This window comes from Enterobacter sp. 725m/11 (assembly GCF_011683705.1).
In the GTDB taxonomy this organism is placed as follows: Bacteria; Pseudomonadota; Gammaproteobacteria; order Enterobacterales; family Enterobacteriaceae; genus Enterobacter; species Enterobacter bugandensis.
This window is the reverse complement of sequence record NZ_JAAQOK010000004.1, coordinates 117,020-135,154: the sequence shown is the minus strand read 5'-3', so window position 1 is coordinate 135,154 and position 18,135 is coordinate 117,020. Positions and strand designations below refer to the sequence as shown.

16 protein-coding genes are annotated in these 18,135 nt (G+C 57.8%); 12 read left to right on the top strand and 4 right to left on the bottom strand.

Annotation, left to right across the window (positions count from 1 at the left end; translation table 11 throughout):
• The first annotated feature begins 3 nt into the window (after positions 1-3).
• The 3 genes from recO to acpS are packed head-to-tail and all read left to right on the top strand — an operon-like array spanning position 4 to position 1,856.
• A complete protein-coding gene (gene recO / locus HBA26_RS03025) occupies positions 4-711 on the top strand; it encodes a DNA repair protein RecO (protein ID WP_088204536.1) in 708 nt (235 codons plus the stop codon).
• A gap of 33 nt (positions 712-744) precedes the next feature.
• Positions 745-1,476 (top strand): pyridoxine 5'-phosphate synthase, encoded by a 732-nt coding sequence (gene pdxJ, locus HBA26_RS03020; protein WP_041908673.1) that lies wholly within the window; start codon positions 745-747, stop codon positions 1,474-1,476.
• Positions 1,476-1,856: a holo-ACP synthase gene (gene acpS, locus HBA26_RS03015; protein WP_126345885.1), complete on the top strand. Its 381-nt coding sequence runs from the start codon at positions 1,476-1,478 to the stop codon at positions 1,854-1,856. The genes pdxJ and acpS overlap by 1 nt, the downstream gene beginning before the upstream one ends.
• Here acpS and HBA26_RS03010 read toward each other — a convergent pair.
• Together HBA26_RS03010 and HBA26_RS03005 are read right to left on the bottom strand one after the other, a co-directional pair.
• Complete coding sequence (locus HBA26_RS03010) at positions 1,853-2,113, bottom strand: YfhL family 4Fe-4S dicluster ferredoxin (protein WP_028014093.1); 261 nt, start codon at positions 2,111-2,113, stop codon at positions 1,853-1,855. The two genes, acpS and HBA26_RS03010, sit on opposite strands and share 4 nt — an antisense overlap.
• Before the next feature lie 46 nt (positions 2,114-2,159).
• Positions 2,160-3,008: a MurR/RpiR family transcriptional regulator gene (locus HBA26_RS03005; RefSeq protein ID WP_028014092.1), complete on the bottom strand. Its 849-nt coding sequence runs from the start codon at positions 3,006-3,008 to the stop codon at positions 2,160-2,162.
• 118 nt (positions 3,009-3,126) lie between these two features.
• Between HBA26_RS03005 and murQ the strand changes: the two genes are divergently transcribed.
• Genes murQ through tadA form a run of 4 tightly spaced genes read left to right on the top strand, consistent with a single transcriptional unit; the run spans position 3,127 to position 6,596 of the window.
• Positions 3,127-4,020, top strand: a complete 894-nt coding sequence (murQ, locus tag HBA26_RS03000; protein ID WP_047364180.1) for an N-acetylmuramic acid 6-phosphate etherase — start codon at positions 3,127-3,129, stop codon at positions 4,018-4,020.
• Between the two features lie 11 nt (positions 4,021-4,031).
• Positions 4,032-5,393, top strand: a complete 1,362-nt coding sequence (locus HBA26_RS02995; RefSeq protein ID WP_166720757.1) for a PTS transporter subunit EIIC — start codon at positions 4,032-4,034, stop codon at positions 5,391-5,393.
• A 3-nt stretch (positions 5,394-5,396) separates the two neighbouring features.
• A complete protein-coding gene (yfhb, locus tag HBA26_RS02990; RefSeq protein WP_028014089.1) occupies positions 5,397-6,032 on the top strand; it encodes a phosphatidylglycerophosphatase C in 636 nt (211 codons plus the stop codon).
• A gap of 24 nt (positions 6,033-6,056) precedes the next feature.
• Positions 6,057-6,596, top strand: coding sequence for a tRNA adenosine(34) deaminase TadA (tadA, locus tag HBA26_RS02985; RefSeq protein WP_048338854.1), 540 nt, complete (start codon positions 6,057-6,059; stop codon positions 6,594-6,596).
• Here tadA and mltF read toward each other — a convergent pair.
• Positions 6,484-8,034 (bottom strand): membrane-bound lytic murein transglycosylase MltF, encoded by a 1,551-nt coding sequence (gene mltF, locus HBA26_RS02980; protein ID WP_028014088.1) that lies wholly within the window; start codon positions 8,032-8,034, stop codon positions 6,484-6,486. The genes tadA and mltF overlap by 113 nt on opposite strands.
• 267 nt (positions 8,035-8,301) lie before the next feature.
• Here mltF and purL point away from each other — a divergent pair, with 267 nt between their 5' ends.
• From purL to glnB, 5 genes are all read left to right on the top strand, one after another.
• Positions 8,302-12,189: a phosphoribosylformylglycinamidine synthase gene (gene purL, locus HBA26_RS02975; protein WP_100169865.1), complete on the top strand. Its 3,888-nt coding sequence runs from the start codon at positions 8,302-8,304 to the stop codon at positions 12,187-12,189.
• Between the two features lie 532 nt (positions 12,190-12,721).
• On the top strand, positions 12,722-14,146 hold the full coding sequence (gene qseE / locus HBA26_RS02970) for a two component system sensor histidine kinase QseE/GlrK (RefSeq protein WP_126345887.1): 1,425 nt from the start codon (positions 12,722-12,724) through the stop codon (positions 14,144-14,146).
• 4 nt (positions 14,147-14,150) lie between these two features.
• Complete coding sequence (gene qseG / locus HBA26_RS02965) at positions 14,151-14,888, top strand: two-component system QseEF-associated lipoprotein QseG (RefSeq protein ID WP_028014085.1); 738 nt, start codon at positions 14,151-14,153, stop codon at positions 14,886-14,888.
• Positions 14,875-16,212: a two-component system response regulator GlrR gene (glrR, locus tag HBA26_RS02960; RefSeq protein ID WP_028014084.1), complete on the top strand. Its 1,338-nt coding sequence runs from the start codon at positions 14,875-14,877 to the stop codon at positions 16,210-16,212. Before qseG ends, glrR begins: the two co-directional genes overlap by 14 nt.
• A gap of 65 nt (positions 16,213-16,277) precedes the next feature.
• A complete protein-coding gene (gene glnB, locus HBA26_RS02955) occupies positions 16,278-16,616 on the top strand; it encodes a nitrogen regulatory protein P-II (RefSeq protein ID WP_003860685.1) in 339 nt (112 codons plus the stop codon).
• A 51-nt stretch (positions 16,617-16,667) separates the two neighbouring features.
• On the opposite strand, the gene hmpA is transcribed toward glnB, so the two are convergent.
• Positions 16,668-17,858, bottom strand: coding sequence for an NO-inducible flavohemoprotein (gene hmpA / locus HBA26_RS02950; RefSeq protein WP_126345888.1), 1,191 nt, complete (start codon positions 17,856-17,858; stop codon positions 16,668-16,670).
• Positions 17,859-18,135: the final 277 nt, after the last annotated feature.

The following is an 18,135-nucleotide window of genomic DNA, read 5'->3' as shown; positions in this document are numbered from 1 at the left end:
ATAATGGAAGGTTGGCAGCGCGCCTTCGTTCTCCATAGTCGTCCCTGGAGCGAAACCAGCCTGATGCTGGACGTCTTCACGGAAGAGTCGGGCCGCGTGCGCCTTGTTGCGAAAGGCGCACGTTCCAAACGTTCTAATCTGAAGGGTGCCCTACAGCCTTTTACGCCGCTGCTGGTTCGCTTTGGCGGGCGAGGGGAAGTCAAAACCTTGCGCAGCGCTGAAGCCGTCTCTCTGGCGCTTCCCCTTTCTGGCATCACGCTCTACAGCGGTCTGTATGTCAACGAGCTCATCTCCCGCGTCCTTGAACATGAGACTCGCTTCTCGGAACTTTTCTTCGATTATCTGCACTGTATCCAGGCACTGGCGGGTGCGACCGGCACGCCCGAACCCGCCCTGCGTCGTTTCGAACTGGCGCTGCTGGGCCACCTCGGGTACGGCGTGGATTTTCTGCACTGCGCAGGCAGCGGTGATGAGGTGGAAGACACCATGACCTACCGCTACCGCGAAGAAAAAGGCTTTATTGCCAGCGTCGTCGTTGATAACAGTACTTTTACCGGACGCCAGCTCAGAGCGCTTTATGAACGCGAGTTTCCGGACGTCGATACCCTGCGCGCAGCAAAACGCTTTACCCGGATTGCCCTCAAGCCGTATCTTGGCGGCAAGCCCTTAAAGAGCCGCGAATTATTCAGGCAGTTTATGCCCAAACGTTAGACCACAGCATCAGAAAGAAAACCGAGGATTGTCATGGCTGAATTACTGTTAGGCGTCAACATCGACCACATCGCCACCCTGCGTAACGCGCGCGGCACGGCGTATCCCGATCCGGTTCAGGCGGCGTTTATCGCTGAACAGGCTGGTGCCGACGGCATTACCGTTCACCTGCGTGAAGACCGCCGCCACATTACCGACCGCGACGTGCGCATTCTTCGTCAGACGCTGGACACCCGTATGAATCTGGAGATGGCGGTCACCGAAGAGATGCTGACCATTGCCTGCGAGACCAAACCGCACTTCTGCTGCCTGGTGCCGGAAAAACGCCAGGAAGTGACCACCGAAGGTGGACTGGACGTGGCGGGGCAGCAGGACAAAATGCGCGATGCCTGCAAGCGCCTGGCGGATGCCGGTATCCTGGTTTCTCTGTTTATCGACGCCGATTTCGCGCAGATTAAAGCGGCAGCCGACGTGGGCGCGCCGTATATCGAAATTCACACCGGCTGCTATGCCGATGCTAAAAACGATGCCGAGCAGGCCAAAGAGCTGGAGCGTATCGCCAAAGCGGCCACCTACGCCGCGAGCCTGGGACTGAAGGTTAATGCCGGTCACGGCCTGACCTACCACAACGTGAAGGCCATTGCTGCTCTGCCGGAAATGCATGAGCTGAACATCGGCCACGCCATTATTGGCCGCGCGGTGATGAGCGGCCTGAAAGAGGCGGTTTCAGAGATGAAACGCCTGATGCTGGAAGCGCGTCAGTAATGGCCATTCTGGGCTTAGGCACCGATATCGTCGAAATAGCTCGCATTGAAGCGGTGATCGCCCGGAGCGGCGATCGCCTGGCAAGGCGCGTGCTGAGCGATAACGAATGGGCCATCTGGGAAGCGCACCAGCAGCCGGTGCGTTTTCTGGCAAAGCGCTTTGCGGTAAAAGAGGCGGCAGCCAAAGCGTTCGGGACCGGCATTCGTAACGGCCTGGCATTTAACCAGTTCGAAGTTTTTAATGATGAGCTGGGCAAACCGAGCCTGCGTCTGTGGGGTGAAGCGCAAAAGCTGGCGGAGAGGCTGGGGGTGAATCATATGCACGTGACGATCGCAGATGAACGCCACTATGCCAGCGCGACGGTGATTATCGAAAGCTAAATTTTGTCCGCGTGGTGCATCAGGACAAATTTATCCCACAGCTGCTCTTCGCTCTCGACGTGTGTCGGATCCTTCAGAATAGTGTTGGGGATCGGGCACACCTTCTGGCAGGTCGGTGTCTCATAGTGGCCGACGCATTCCGTGCAGCGGTCGCTGTTAATCTCGTAAATGCTGTCGCCCATCGAAATCGCCTGGTTCGGGCATTCGGGTTCGCACATATCGCAATTGATGCATTTTTTGGTAATTAACAGCGCCATCAGGAAATTCTCAGAAACAACACAAACTGGGCGGGCATTATACGCGTCAAACCAGTTTCTTTACCAGTTCTTCGCTGTGACGAATGCGCTCAGGCGCGCGCTCCAGATCCTGCTGTACCAGCGCCATAAACAGCAGGTCCGTCAGCATCATTTGTGCGCTGGTGGACGAAATTGCCGCGCTGCGCGTGGCCTGCTCTTCGGCAATGGTATACAAACAGCGCGTTGCCCGCTGCTGCAGCGCATTTGGCGTAAAGCCGGTGATCGCCAGAATTTTGCCGCCGACGCGCAGGGCTTCGTCGGTCGCCATGTTGATCTCGCGGCGCTCGCCGGAGTAGGAGATGGCCAGCAGCAGATCGTCAGGATCCATCGCCTGCACGGTCGCCAGCAGGGCGTGCATATCCTGCTCGACGATGGCGTTAAAACCGATTTTAGTCAGCTTCCAGCCAAAATTACGCGCCACCAGACCGGACGCGCCAATACCGGTCAAAATAATTCGCCGCGCCGCCCGCAGCATCGCCACGCTTTCCAGTAATTTCTCTTCGGTATTCACGTCCAGCGTGGCGTGCATGGCCGCCACGTTCTCCTTGATCAGCTTTTCCCCAACCAGACGCATCGGGTCATCGCCGCGGATCTGGTTATGCACCGGCATGGACTGCGGATTCGGGTTACTCACCAGCGCTTCGCTGATTGCCAGCTTAAGAGCGGGAAAACCCTTAAACCCGATCTTCTGGGCAAATTTCACCACGCTTGACTGACTCACTCCAGCTTCGCTTGCCAGCTGCTGTGAGCTGAGGTGGCGGGCGCGATCGGGCTGAGAAAGCAGAAAATCCGCCAGCTTTTTGTCGCTTTGAGCAAAGCCGGCGTAGCGCTGGCGAATGCGAATTAAACAGTTCATGAGTACTCCCGGCGGAAATGTGATTGTCTGCGCAAAAACGAATTCTGCTCGCCTGAATGAATTTTATATTCCATTATAGTGTGATTATTATGAATTAAAAATTCTTGAGGTACAAAAAATGAATCTTGGCTCACTTGTTTCTGAAACGCGTAACCCGCAAACCATGGATCTGGATGCGCTCTCCACCCTGGAGCTGGTTAACCGCTTTAATCAACAGGATACGCTGGTCGCGCAGGCAGTGAAAGAGACATTGCCAGAGGTGGCGAAAGCGGTCGATGCGGCGGCGGAAGCTCTTAAGGCCGGTGGTCGCATTATCTATATGGGGGCCGGTACCAGCGGGCGTCTCGGGGTGCTTGATGCCTCGGAATGTCCGCCCACCTTTGGCGTTCCGCACGGCCTGGTGGTTGGCCTGATTGCTGGTGGTCCCGGCGCGCTGCTGAAGGCCGTTGAAGGGGCGGAGGACAATAAACAGCTGGGTGAGGATGACCTGAAGGATCTGAACCTGACGGCGAACGATCTGGTGGTCGGCCTGGCGGCATCCGGGCGCACGCCGTACGTCATTGGCGGCCTGGAATACGCCAACCGGACCGGCTGCACGACGGTCGCCATCTCCTGCAACCCCGGCTCGCCGATTGCGCAGGTGGCCGCTATCGCCATCTCTCCGGTCGTTGGGCCGGAAGCGCTCACCGGCTCCACGCGCCTGAAATCCGGGACCGCGCAAAAGCTGGTGCTCAATATGATCTCCACCGGTGCGATGGTGAAGTTCGGCAAGGTCTACCAGAACCTGATGGTCGATATGCAGGCCACCAACGTCAAGCTGGTGGACAGAGCCTGCCGCATGGTTATGGAGGCGACAGGCGCGGGCCGTGAAGAGGCAGAAGCGGTGCTCAGGCAGACCGATCACGACGTTAAACCGGCCATTTTAATGATCTTAAGCGGGCTGGACGCGGCGGCTGCGCGAGCCAAACTCGACGCGCATAACGGCTTCTTACGGGCGGCATTAGAAAACTAGCAGAGGCGTGTATGGACAAAACAGCAGCGCTCGCCAGCGATATCCTGCAGGGGATAGGCGGGGAACAAAATATTCAGCGTCTGGAAAACTGCATGACGCGCGTGCGCGTCGAGGTGCATAACGACGATCAGCTTGACGTGCCGGGCCTGAAGAAGCTGTCCGGCGTCAGTGGCTACGTGAAACAGGGGCAGCAACACCAGCTGATCGTCGGGCCGGGCAAGGCGGCGCAGGTTGTCGACGCCATGCGCGCGCTGATGGTCGGCGGTGCAAGCGTGACGGTTGACGACGCTGAACGCACCAAAGCGCAGGCGAAGGCCAAATACAAAGCTCCCATGAGCGATGCGCTGCGACAGCTGGCAAACGTCTTTATCCCGCTGATCCCGGCGTTTATAGCTTCCGGCTTGATCACCGGGATCATCAACATCCTCAAGCGCCCGGATATCGTCGGGGATTTTGCCACGCAGTATCCGAACCTGCTGGGCATTCTCGGGATCTTCGGCAGCGGGGTGTTTGCCATTATGAACATCCTGGTCGGGGTCAATACCGCGAAGGTGTTTGGCGGCTCGCTGGCCATGGGCGGCGTAATGGCAGGGATCTTGTCCAGCCCGCAGCTGGCTCAAATCACGCTGTTTGGCGAGGCGCTCCAGCCTGGTCGCGGCGGGGTGATTGCCGTGCTGCTGGTGGTTATTCTTATGTGCTGGATCGAGAAAAAGCTACGCGCGGTTCTGCCTGGCTCGATTGAGCTGATCCTCAACCCGCTGCTGACCACGTTAATTACCGGTAGCGTCGCGATTGTGGTCCTTCAGCCACTAGGCGGGTGGATCTCTGACGCCATTGCCCACGGCGCGTCTCTGGCTATCGACCGCGGCGGTCTGCTGGTGGGGGCGGTGCTGTCAGGTACCTTCCTGCCGCTGGTGCTGACCGGCCTGCATCAGGGGCTGGTGCCGATCCATGTCGAGCTGGTGCAGGCGCACGGTTATAACGCACTGCTGCCTATTCTCTCGATGGCGGGCGTCGGGCAGGTGGGGGCAGCGATTGCCGTCCTGATGAAAACCCGCAACGCGCGCCTGAAAAAAGTGATTAAAGGGGCGCTGCCGGTCGGGCTGCTCGGCATTGGCGAGCCGCTGATATTCGGCGTCACGCTGCCGCTGGGTAAACCGTTCCTTGCGGCCTGTCTGGGGGGCGCGGTAGGCGGGGCACTCATCAGCTACTGGAAAGTCGCCACCGTTATCACCTTTGGTCTCTCCGGTTTACCGCTGGCATTAACCATCGTGACCGGAAAAGTCATGCTCTATCTGTTAGGCTATTTAGTAGCAGTGATCGCCGGGTTCCTGTTTACCTGGCTGTTAGGATTCAACGACCCAGAGGAGTAAGGTTTGGCCAATCACGAGCGTCGCGTTGTCTTTTTCGATCTGGATGGAACGCTGCATCAGCAGGATATGTTTGGTACGTTTATGCGCTACCTGCTGCGGCGTCAGCCTCTGAACGCGCTGCTCGTCTTACCGCTCTTACCCCTCATTGGCATCGCGCTGCTGGTAAAAGGCCGGGCGGCGCGCTGGCCGATGAGCCTGCTGCTGTGGGGATGTACGTTTGGCCACAGCGAAGCGCGGCTCAAACAGCTCGAAAAGGAGTTCGCTCTCTGGTTCCGCGGCCACGTTGCCGCGTTTCCCGTGGTGCAGGCGCGCCTGACCAGCTATCTTGACGCCAACGATGCCGATATCTGGCTGATTACCGGCTCCCCGCAGACGCTGGTGGAGCAGGTCTACTTTGATACCCCCTGGCTGCCGCGCGTAAATCTTATCGCCACGCAAATTTCCCGCGGCTACGGCGGCTGGGTCCTGACGATGCGCTGTCTGGGGCATGAAAAAGTGGTCCAGCTGGAAAAACGCATCGGCACGCCGCTGCGTCTTTACAGCGGCTACAGCGACAGCAAGCAGGACAACCCGCTGCTCTATTTTTGCCAGCATCGCTGGCGCGTTACTCCCCTCGGTGAACTTCAGCAACTCGAATAGTCTTATCTGTAAGGGCTGTGTATAATGCCGCCCGCTTTTCGACTGGAGTATCAGCCCTTGTCCACCTCAGAACACAATCATGAATACTGGATGCGCCACGCGCTGGCGCTGGCTCAACGAGCCTGGGACGAGGGCGAAGTGCCCGTGGGCGCGGTGCTGGTTCATAACAACCGGGTGATTGGGGAAGGGTGGAACCGTCCTATTGGACGCCACGATCCTACCGCGCACGCCGAAATTATGGCGCTTCGTCAGGGCGGGCTGGTGCTGCAAAACTATCGTCTGCTCGATACCACCCTGTACGTCACCCTTGAACCCTGCGTGATGTGCTCCGGGGCGATGGTGCACAGCCGAATCGGTACCCTGGTGTTTGGAGCGCGGGATGAAAAAACCGGTGCGGCCGGTTCACTGATGGACGTGCTGGGTCATCCAGGAATGAATCATCAGGTGCAGACTATCGGTGGGGTACTTGCACCAGAGTGTTCGGGGCTATTAAGCGATTTCTTTCGAATGCGCCGTCAGCAGAAAAAGCAACAAAAGGCAGAATTGAAGTTGTCGGATGATTAAGCTCGTCCGGCGCCACAACCGGATAACTTTCCGCCAGCTGTTTTGCCTCTGTTGCCTCTTTCTCTTTCTCCAGCAGATAGCCGACCAGGCTAATCTGATACTTACGTATATTTTCCACGTAGGCGTAGGCTTCATGTCCGCGCGCGTAGCCATACGTCAGCTTGTTGTACCATGGCTTCTGGCTCAGCAGCGGCAGGCGCTGTTTTACGTCTGACCAGCTGTCCGGGTTTCCCTTCGTTTTCGCCGTCAGAGCCCGCGCGTCAAGCATGTGCGCGTAGCCCATGTTGTAGGCCGCCAGCGCAAACCAGATCCGTTCCTCTTCCGGCACGGTTTCCGGGACTTTAGCCATCATATCCTGCAGGTAGCGCGCCCCGCCGCTGATGCTCTGTTCCGCATCGGTACGGTCGTTAACGCCCAGGCTCAGCGCGGTATTTTTGGTTAACATCATCAGTCCGCGTACGCCCGTTGGCGACGTGGCCTGGGTGTCCCAGTGGGACTCCTGGTACGAGATAGCCGCCAGCAGTTTCCAGTCAATCTCCTGGGCATATTTTTCGAAAAGCGGCTGCAGGTCAGGCAGGACGCTGTCAACCGCGCGCAGGAAGCTGCGGGTGTCAACGTAGTCAAAGTCATCCCCGTGGCCGAGGTACTTCTCCTCAAGTCGCGCCAGCGTGCCGTCTTCATTGATGGTGTTATAAAAATCCAGCATGGCCGCCGAGAGGGTCTGGTCATCATCCAGATGGGTAAACCAGGTCACCGGCTGTTCGTCCGTCACGTCCAGCGCCACGGCGATTTCAGGGTGCACCCGCTGGAACAGGCTGATCGCCACCGAATCGGCGATAGTGTAAGGCAGTTTCTGATCTTTGACCTGCTCCAGCAGCTCCGTCGTGCCGAGTTTAGGGTCAACCGTCCAGCTCAGATCCGGGTATTTTTTCTCCTTTAACTCACGCAGGTCGTCAATCACTACGTGGCCGGGAGCAATCGTCAGCTGTTGCGCGTTGATCGAGGCAAGCGTACGCGGGCGCAGGCTCCCGACGCGATAAACCAGCTGCTGGGAAACGGAGTAGTAGGTCGGGCCCGGCTGGTAGTTCTTGCTGCGCTCGCTGTTATAGACCAGCCCGGCAGCGAGGATATCGGCGTTGTTGTTGTCCAGGTCGTCAAACAGCTGGTTGATGTTCTGGCGGACGGTAATTTTAAGCTTCACGCCCAGATAATCGGCAAACTGCTGCGCCAGCTCATAATCCAGACCAATAATTTTGCCGTTGATGTCGCTGTAAATCAGCGGAGAGTTGAGGGTACTGACGCGCAGTTCCCCCCGCTCCTGAATGGCGGCGATACGATTTTCGGCTTTGCCGAACCAGGGGATGGAAGGCCAGAGGGCCACTGCCAGCAGCAACGTTACAATGCCGATGAGCAGATAATTAATCTTTAATTTTTTCAATTAGTTAATTCTCTGCGACGCCGGTTGCCTCAGTCTGCTGTAGCCATGTTAATCATAAGGTTTGTCATTGAATGAGCGGCATTTTGCGTAAACTTGCGCCACTTGGCAACCAATTAGAGAGACAGGTCACATCTATTGTTAAACGCTGAAGTCGATTTTATTTCGACGCAAACGGTTTCGTCGGCGCTCAGGATTATCTATAATGACGCCCGTTTTCCCCCCTTGCGCACACTGTAAGCGCCCCGGCGCTTCGAAGACGAGAGACTTATGATGGAAATTCTGCGTGGTTCGCCTGCACTGTCTGCCTTCCGTATTACCAAACTGCTGGCACGTTTTCAGGCGGCCGACCTTCCGGTAAGCAATATTTACGCTGAGTATGTCCATTTTGCTGACCTGAATGCCCCCCTGAATGCAGAGGAGCGCGTACAGCTGGAACGCCTGCTCAAGTATGGCCCAAATCTGAGCAGCCATACGCCAACCGGCAAACTGATCCTTGCGACGCCGCGTCCGGGCACCATCTCCCCCTGGTCTTCCAAAGCCACCGACATTGCCCACAACTGCGGCCTGAGCCAGATTAACCGTCTGGAGCGCGGCGTAGCGTACTACGTCGAAGCCTCTACCTTGAGCGACGCGCAGTGGCAGGCGGTTGCGGCTGAATTGCACGACCGCATGATGGAGAGCGTCTTTGCCTCTCTTGATGACGCACAGAAGCTTTTCTCCCATCATCAGCCTGCGCCGGTACAGAGCGTGGACCTGCTGGGGCAGGGCCGTCAGGCGCTGATTGACGCCAACCTGCGTCTCGGCCTGGCGCTGGCAGAAGACGAAATTGACTACCTGCAGGACGCGTTCGTTAAGCTCAACCGCAACCCGAACGACATCGAACTCTACATGTTCGCGCAGGCCAACTCTGAGCACTGCCGCCACAAGATTTTCAACGCCGACTGGATTATCGACGGCGAACAGCAGCCGAAGTCGCTGTTCAAAATGATCAAAAACACCATGGAACAAACCCCTGACCACGTGCTGTCTGCCTATAAAGACAACGCCGCGGTGATGGAAGGTTCCGAGGTGGGCCGCTTCTTCGCCGATCGTGAAGCAGGGCGCTATGACTTCCATCAGGAGCCTGCGCATATTCTGATGAAAGTGGAAACCCACAACCACCCGACGGCCATTTCTCCGTGGCCGGGTGCGGCGACCGGCTCCGGCGGCGAAATCCGTGACGAAGGGGCGACCGGTCGTGGGGCGAAACCAAAAGCGGGTCTGGTCGGCTTTTCCGTTTCTAACCTGCGCATCCCTGGCTTTGAACAGCCGTGGGAAGAAGATTTCGGCAAGCCAGAGCGCATCGTGACCGCGCTGGATATCATGACCGAAGGTCCGCTGGGCGGCGCGGCGTTTAACAACGAATTTGGACGTCCGGCGCTGAACGGTTACTTCCGTACCTACGAAGAGAAGGTGGACAGCCACAACGGCGAAGAGCTGCGTGGCTACCACAAACCGATCATGCTGGCAGGCGGGATCGGCAACATCCGTGCCGATCACGTGCAGAAAGGCGAGATCGTCGTCGGCGCGAAGCTGATCGTGCTGGGCGGCCCGGCGATGAACATCGGTCTGGGCGGCGGCGCGGCCTCCTCTATGGCCTCCGGCCAGTCTGATGCGGATCTCGATTTTGCCTCCGTGCAGCGTGACAACCCTGAGATGGAGCGTCGCTGCCAGGAAGTGATCGACCGCTGCTGGCAGTTGGGCGATGCTAACCCGATTCTGTTCATCCACGACGTGGGCGCGGGCGGTCTGTCCAACGCTATGCCGGAGCTGGTGAGCGACGGCGGTCGCGGTGGCCGTTTCAACCTGCGCGATATCCTGAGCGATGAGCCGGGCATGAGCCCGCTCGAAATCTGGTGTAACGAATCCCAGGAGCGCTATGTGCTGGCGGTTGCGGCCGACCAGTTGCCGCTGTTTGACGAGCTGTGCCGCCGCGAGCGCGCGCCGTATGCCGTCATCGGTGAAGCGACCGAAGAGCAGCACCTGACTCTGAGCGACACCCATTTCGACAACCAGCCGATCGATCTGCCGCTGGACGTGCTGCTCGGTAAAACGCCGAAGATGACCCGCGACGTAACAACCCGTAAAGCAGCGGGCAAAGCGCTGGATCGCCAGGGCATTACCGTGGCGGAAGCGGTCAACCGCGTGCTGCACCTGCCTGCTGTGGCAGAGAAAACCTTCCTGGTGACCATCGGCGACCGCACCGTGACCGGTATGGTGTCGCGCGATCAGATGGTTGGCCCGTGGCAGATCCCGGTGGCGAACTGCGCCGTGACCACCGCGAGCCTCGACAGCTACTACGGCGAAGCGATGGCGCTGGGCGAACGCACCCCGGTGGCGCTGCTGGACTTCGCCGCCTCTGCACGACTGGCGGTCGGTGAAGCGCTGACCAACATCGCGGCGACGCAGATTGGCGACATCAAACGTATCAAACTTTCCGCGAACTGGATGGCGGCAGCCGGTCACCCGGGGGAAGACGCTGGCCTGTATGAAGCCGTGAAAGCGGTGGGTGAGGAGCTGTGTCCAGCCCTCGGCCTGACCATTCCGGTGGGTAAAGACTCCATGTCGATGAAAACCCGCTGGCAGGAGGGTAACGAGCAGCGCGAGATGACGTCTCCGCTGTCGCTGGTGATCACTGCGTTTGCCCGCGTGGAAGACGTGCGCCATACCGTTACGCCGCAGCTGGCGACCGAAGATAACGCCCTGTTGTTGATTGACCTGGGTAAGGGCCACAACGCGCTGGGCGCCACCGCACTGGCGCAGGTTTACCGTCAACTTGGCGACAAGCCAGCCGACGTGCGCGACGTGGCGCAGCTAAAAGGTTTCTACGACGCAATTCAGGCGCTGGTGGCACAGCGCAAGCTGCTGGCCTACCACGACCGTTCCGACGGCGGCCTGCTGGTGACCCTGGCAGAGATGGCCTTCACCGGCCACTGCGGCGTGGAAGCGAACATTGCAACGCTTGGCGAAGACCGCCTGGCGGCGCTGTTTAACGAAGAGCTGGGTGCGGTGATTCAGGTTCGCGCCGCAGACCGCGAGGCGGTGGAAGCGATTCTGGCGAAGCACGGTCTGGCAGACTGCGTCCACTATCTGGGGAAAGCCGTTCAGGGCGACCGCTTCGTCATTGAGGCCGACGGTTACGCCGTGTTCAGCGAAAGCCGCACCACGCTGCGCATGTGGTGGGCAGAAACTACATGGCAGATGCAGCGCCTGCGCGATAACCCGGAATGTGCCGATCAGGAACACAACGCCAAGGCTAACGACAACGATCCAGGCCTGAACGTGAAGCTCTCCTTCGACATCAACGAAGACATCGCTGCGCCGTACATTGCGACCGGCGCACGTCCGAAAGTGGCCGTGCTGCGCGAGCAGGGCGTTAACTCCCACGTTGAGATGGCGGCAGCCTTCCACCGCGCGGGCTTTGACGCTATCGACGTCCACATGAGCGACCTGCTGGCCGGGCGTACCGGTCTGGAAGATTTCCATGCGCTGGTGGCGTGCGGCGGTTTCTCCTACGGCGACGTGCTGGGCGCAGGCGAAGGCTGGGCGAAGTCCATTCTGTTTAACAGCCGCGTGCGCGACGAGTTCGAGACCTTCTTCCATCGTCCGCAAACCCTGGCGCTGGGCGTGTGCAACGGCTGCCAGATGATGTCTAACCTGCGCGAGCTGATCCCGGGCAGCGAAGCCTGGCCACGCTTTGTGCGCAACCAGTCCGACCGCTTCGAAGCGCGCTTCAGTCTGGTTGAAGTGACTCAGAGCCCGTCTCTGCTGCTGCAGGGGATGGTTGGCTCTCAGATGCCAATCGCCGTTTCCCACGGCGAAGGTCAGGTAGAAGTGCGCGATGCGGCCCATCTGGCGCAGCTCGAGAGCAAAGGCCTGGTGGCGCTGCGCTTTGTCGATAACTTTGGCAAGGTCACGGAAACCTATCCGGCGAACCCGAACGGCTCCGTCAACGGTATTACGGCGGTGACCAGCGAAAGCGGTCGCGCGACCATCATGATGCCGCACCCTGAACGCGTGTTCCGTACCGTGAGCAACTCCTGGCACCCGGAAAACTGGGGCGAGGATAGCCCGTGGATGCGTATCTTCCGCAACGCGCGTAAACAGCTGGGTTAAGATGTAAAGCAGGTACTTTGTAGGCCCGGTGAGCGTAGCGCCACCGGGTTTTTTTATGCGTGTCGCAAAATTGCGACAAAGAAGGTATAGGGGTGTCTCCAAATGGAGACACTTAACTCATTGATTTATATATGGCAGGACAGGTTCCCGTTAAGGTGTTGCTTAATAGCGACACTTAGCCTGGAAATCATTCAGCGCACAATAAATAGATTAAACGAATAAAAGATATATATTTCAATATGTTAATATTTTGTTTTGCATTCTGGCATGGGTGTTGCATAATATTAACCAGTGGCTCATTCACCTTCTTATGTCAGCCCCTTCGGGACGTGCTACATAAACTTCGAATGACGCACAAAAAGGTGCCTGCCGTCCAACTACTGATCATAGCGATGCTTTATCAGGCCAGGGCGAAACGTCGAGTTAGGCACCGCCTTATTCCATAACAAAGCCGGGTTTTTACCCGGCTTTGTTGTATCTGAAGGGCAGACTCAGTTACGCTCTCCGTAAACCCCATGAAGAGAGTAATGCGTTGAAACGCTGGCCCGTTTTTCCCCGCTCCCTGCGACAGCTCGTGATGATGGCCTTTCTGCTGATCCTGCTGCCGCTGCTGATCCTCGCCTGGCAGGCATGGCAGAGCCTCAACGCGCTGAGTGCCCAGGCGGCACTGACGAACCGCACCACGCTTATCGATGCCAGACGCAGTGAAGCGATGACCAACGCCGCGCTGGAGATGGAGCGTAGCTATCGTCAGTACTGCGTGCTCGACGATCGGACGCTGGAGAAGGTCTACCAGAGCCAGCGCAAGCGCTACAGCGAAATGCTGGATGCCCACGCGGGCGTGCTGCCGGACGACAGGCTGTATCAGGCGTTACGTCAGGATCTGAACGATCTCGCGCAGCTGCAGTGCCAGAACAGCGGCCCGGATGCGGCTGCCGCCGCGCGCCTTGAGGCATTCGCCGCCGCCAATACCGAAATGGTGCAGTCAACGCGCACGGTCATTTTCTCTCGCGGCCAGCAGCTGCAGCAGGAGATTGCCGAGCGCGGCCAGTTCTTCGGCTGGCAGGCGCTGGTGCTGTTCCTCGTGAGCCTCGGGCTGGTGCTGCTCTTTACCCGCATGATCATCGGCCCGGTGAAGGGTATTCAGCGTATGATCAACCGCCTGGGGGAGGGGAAATCGCTCGGGGATACGGTTGCCTTTAAAGGCCCGCGCGAGCTGCGATCCGTCGGTCAGCGCATTATCTGGCTATCCGAGCGCCTGGCGTGGCTGGAATCCCAGCGTCATCAGTTCCTGCGCCATATTTCCCATGAGCTGAAAACCCCGCTGGCCAGCATGCGTGAAGGAACGGAGCTGCTGGCGGACGAGGTGGCAGGGCCGCTTACGCCGGAGCAGAAAGAGATTGTCGAAATTCTGGACGCCAGCAGCCGCAATTTGCAAAAGCTGATCGAGCAGCTTCTGGATTACAACCGCAAGCTGGCTGACGGGACGGTGGTACTGGAAGAGGTGGAGATTGAGCCACTGGTGGATATGGTGATCTCCGCCCATAGCTTGCCGGCAAGAGCTAAAATGATGCATACCGGGGTGGAGCTGAATGCGCTGACCTGCCTGGCTGAACCCATGCTATTAATGAGCGTTCTGGATAATCTTTACTCCAATGCGGTGCACTATGGTACTGAATCCGGTAACATTTATATCCGAAGTTATACGAAGGGCTCCCGGGTGTTTATTGACGTCGCAAACACCGGCACCCCGATCCCCGATGACGAAAAAACCATGATCTTCGAACCCTTTTTCCAGGGGAGTCATCAGCGGAAAGGCGCGGTAAAAGGAAGCGGTCTGGGATTAAGCATTGCCCGGGACTGCATACGACGCATGCAGGGTGAGCTAAACATTGCCACGGACGAACGTTCAGATGTTTGCTTCCGTATTGAACTGCCCCTGAGCCGGAAAAATTAATAAAATGAATCTATATCTGGTGAGTATGTCACACGTCTTTTTCCGCGCCATACGCGCGGTGTTTTCCAGCAAAGCGGGTCGCCTGAGTCTGCCCTGTTTAGTTCTGGCGGGGTGCGTTTCCCATGCGCCGCAAAGTGCGATAAGCGGTAAACAGGAAGACAAATGGCCCGATAACCAGCTGGCGGATTTCCTCTCTACCCGCTGTGAGGATATCTGGAATCTGTCAGGGCATGATGTCGAAAATAATCCGCTGTTCTGGCTGCGCGGAATAGATTGCGCCCAGCGGCTTGCGCCGGTAGACGCCCGCATGAAGGCGGCGATGCTGGATGAAGACACCTGGCAGGACGCTTTCAAGCGTGGGATTTTACTGGCCGATGCGAAAATTACCCCCGTTGAACGTCGGGCCAACGTGACCCGTCTGGACACGTTTGTGATCAATCTTCCCGCACAGGTGCGCCCGGTATACCAGCTCTGGCGGGATGGGCAGACGTTACAGCTGCAGTTGTCTGAAGAGCGCTCCCGCTACAGCAAGTTACAGCAGTCAACCGACAGCGAGCTGGATACGCTGCGCCAACAGCAACAGCATTTACGTACTCAGCTGGATACCACGACGCGAAAGCTGGAAAACCTGACCGATATCGAAAGACAGCTCTCGTCGCGTAAATATCAGCCTGGTAGTTCATCTGCTGCACCGGACAGCGATATGCCGAAACAAGAGGATGTGAAGCATGACGAGCCGTAAACCAGCCCATCTTTTACTGGTGGATGACGATCCCGGCCTGTTAAAGCTGCTGGGGATGCGTCTGGTCAGTGAAGGCTACACCGTGGTGACCGCGGAAAGCGGGCAGGAGGGGCTTAAAGTCCTCAGCCGCGAAAAGATTGACCTGGTGATCAGCGACCTGCGGATGGACGAAATGGATGGCATGCAGCTGTTCGCCGAAATCCAGAAGCAGCAGCCTGGCATGCCGGTCATTATCCTGACGGCGCACGGGTCAATCCCGGATGCCGTCGCCGCAACCCAGCAGGGCGTATTCAGCTTCCTCACCAAGCCGGTAGATAAAGACGCGCTCTACAAAGCTATCGACAGCGCGCTGGAGCACGCCGCGCCCTCCGGAGACGACGCATGGCGTGAATCTATCGTCACCCGCAGCCCGATAATGCTGCGTCTGCTTGAGCAGGCGCGAATGGTCGCACAGTCAGACGTCAGCGTGTTGATTAACGGCCAGAGCGGAACCGGGAAAGAGATCCTGGCGCAGGCGATCCACAACGCCAGCCCGCGCAGTAAAAATGCCTTTATCGCCATTAACTGCGGTGCCCTGCCAGAGCAGCTTCTTGAGTCTGAACTTTTTGGCCATGCCCGCGGCGCATTTACCGGCGCGGTAAGCAGCCGGGAAGGGCTGTTCCAGGCCGCGGAAGGCGGCACGCTGTTCCTCGACGAAATTGGCGACATGCCTGCGCCGCTGCAGGTCAAACTGTTGCGCGTACTTCAGGAGCGCAAAGTGCGCCCGTTGGGCAGCAACCGCGATATTGATATTAACGTGCGAATCATTTCCGCTACCCACCGCGACTTGCCCAAAGTGATGGCCCGCAACGAGTTCCGTGAAGATCTCTACTACCGTCTGAACGTGGTGAACCTGAAGATCCCGGCGCTGGCGGAGCGTGCGGAAGATATTCCGCTGCTGGCGAATCACCTCCTGCGCCAGGCGGCAGATCGGCATAAACCGTTCGTGCGCGCCTTTTCGACTGATGCGATGAAACGGCTGATGGCCGCCAGCTGGCCGGGTAACGTGCGCCAGTTGGTGAACGTGATTGAGCAGTGCGTGGCGCTAACGTCCTCGCCCGTTATCAGCGACGCGCTGGTGGAACAGGCGCTGGAAGGGGAGAACACGGCCTTGCCGACGTTTGCGGAAGCGCGTAACCAGTTCGAGCTGAACTATCTGCGCAAGCTGCTGCAGATAACCAAAGGCAACGTGACCCACGCGGCGCGGATGGCCGGACGCAACCGCACCGAGTTCTATAAGCTGCTCTCACGCCACGAGCTGGAAGCAAACGATTTTAAAGAGTAATGCCGTATGGTACTGTGAGCAATCGATTACGAGGCAGCTTACAGGCAAGAGTTTAAGGACCCACCATGAAAAAGATTGATGCGATTATTAAACCTTTCAAACTGGATGATGTACGTGAAGCGCTGGCGGAAGTAGGCATCACCGGGATGACCGTGACGGAAGTGAAAGGTTTTGGTCGTCAGAAGGGCCACACCGAGCTTTATCGTGGCGCAGAGTACATGGTCGACTTTCTGCCGAAAGTGAAAATTGAAATCGTGGTCAGCGACGATATCGTCGATACCTGCGTGGATACCATTATCCGCACGGCGCAGACGGGCAAAATTGGCGACGGCAAAATCTTCGTCTTTGACGTGGCGCGCGTGATCCGTATCCGTACCGGCGAAGAAGACGACGCCGCGATTTAACCATTCGCCACCCGGCGAAAAAAAAGCCCCTCGAACGAGGGGCTTTTTGCGTTACAGCACCTTATGCGGCCCGAAACATTCGTAATGAATGTTGTCTTTATTCACGCCCAGCTCAACCAGCTGCTTCGCAGCATACTGCATAAACGCCACGGGTCCACAGACGTAGAACTGCATTTCCGGCGCGCTAAACGCCCCTTCCATCTGGCTTAAATTCATCAGTCCTTCGCTGTCAAAGCGTGCGGCAGTGCGGTCTGCCTCCGTCGGCAGGCGATACCAGGTATGCGCGGTGAAACGCGGCAGGGTCGCTCCCAGCGCTTTCACTTCATCCGCAAAGGCGTGCACGTCGCCGTTCTCCGCTGCGTGGAACCAGTTAACCTGCGCGCTGTGGTTTGCTTTCGCCAGCGTATCCAGCATCGCCAGCATTGGCGTTTGGCCCACGCCCGCGGAGATCAGCGTGACCGGGATATTGGTTTCAATGGCCATAAAGAAGTCGCCCGCCGGCGCGGCCAGATGGACCACGTGGCCCACGCTCGCTTCGTTATGCAGCCAGTTGGATACCTGGCCGCCGTCCTCGCGCTTCACCGCAATGCGGTAGCCTTTGCCGTTTGGTTTGCGGGTCAGAGAGTACTGGCGGATCTCCTGATGCGGGAAGCCTTCAGGCTTCAGCCATACGCCCAGATACTGGCCCGGCTGGTAATCGGCCACCGGCTGGCCGTCAACCGGCTCAAATTCAAAACTGGTGATAAGCGCGCTGCGCGGCGTTTTCTCGACGATACGGAAGGCGCGCGTTCCTTCCCAGCCGCCGTTCTTGCTGGCGTTTTCGCTGTAGATCTGCGCTTCACGGTTGATAAACACGTTTGCCAGCACGCCGTAGGCTTTACCCCAGGCGTCCAGCACCTCCTGGCCCGGGCTGAACATTTCGTCCAGCGTTGCCAGCAGGTGAGTGCCGACGATGTTGTACTGCTCGGGTTGGATCTGGAAGCTGGTGTGCTTCTGCGCGATTTTTTCCACCGCAGGCAGCAACGCCGCCAGGTTTTCGATATTACTGGCGTAGGCCGCGATGGCGTTGAAAAGCGCTTCACGCTGATCGCCGTTACGCTGGTTGCTCATATTGAAAATCTCTTTGAGCTCCGGATTGTGCGTGAACATGCGATCGTAGAAATGGGCGGTAAGTTTAGGGCCGGTTTCCACCAGCAGGGGAATGGTGGATTTAACGGTAGCGATGGTTTGAGCGTCAAGCATGGCAGCTTCCTTCTGGTATTACTTAATGATGTATTTTAAATGCATCTTATAAAAAATACCCATGCTTTGTAAATGGTTCTTTGCAAGATGAAAAATACGCATCACAAACCTGAAAAGAAATCCGCTGGAAATAGTGAGATCTTTATTCCTCAAACCCTTGCGTGGCGTGAAGGAAAACGTTTGCGTAAAATCGTTTGTCAAGACCTGTTATCACAGAACTATTCAGTTATACTGTTGCCCGTCGTCCAACAGGACTGCCTTTTCAGGCCAAAATTTA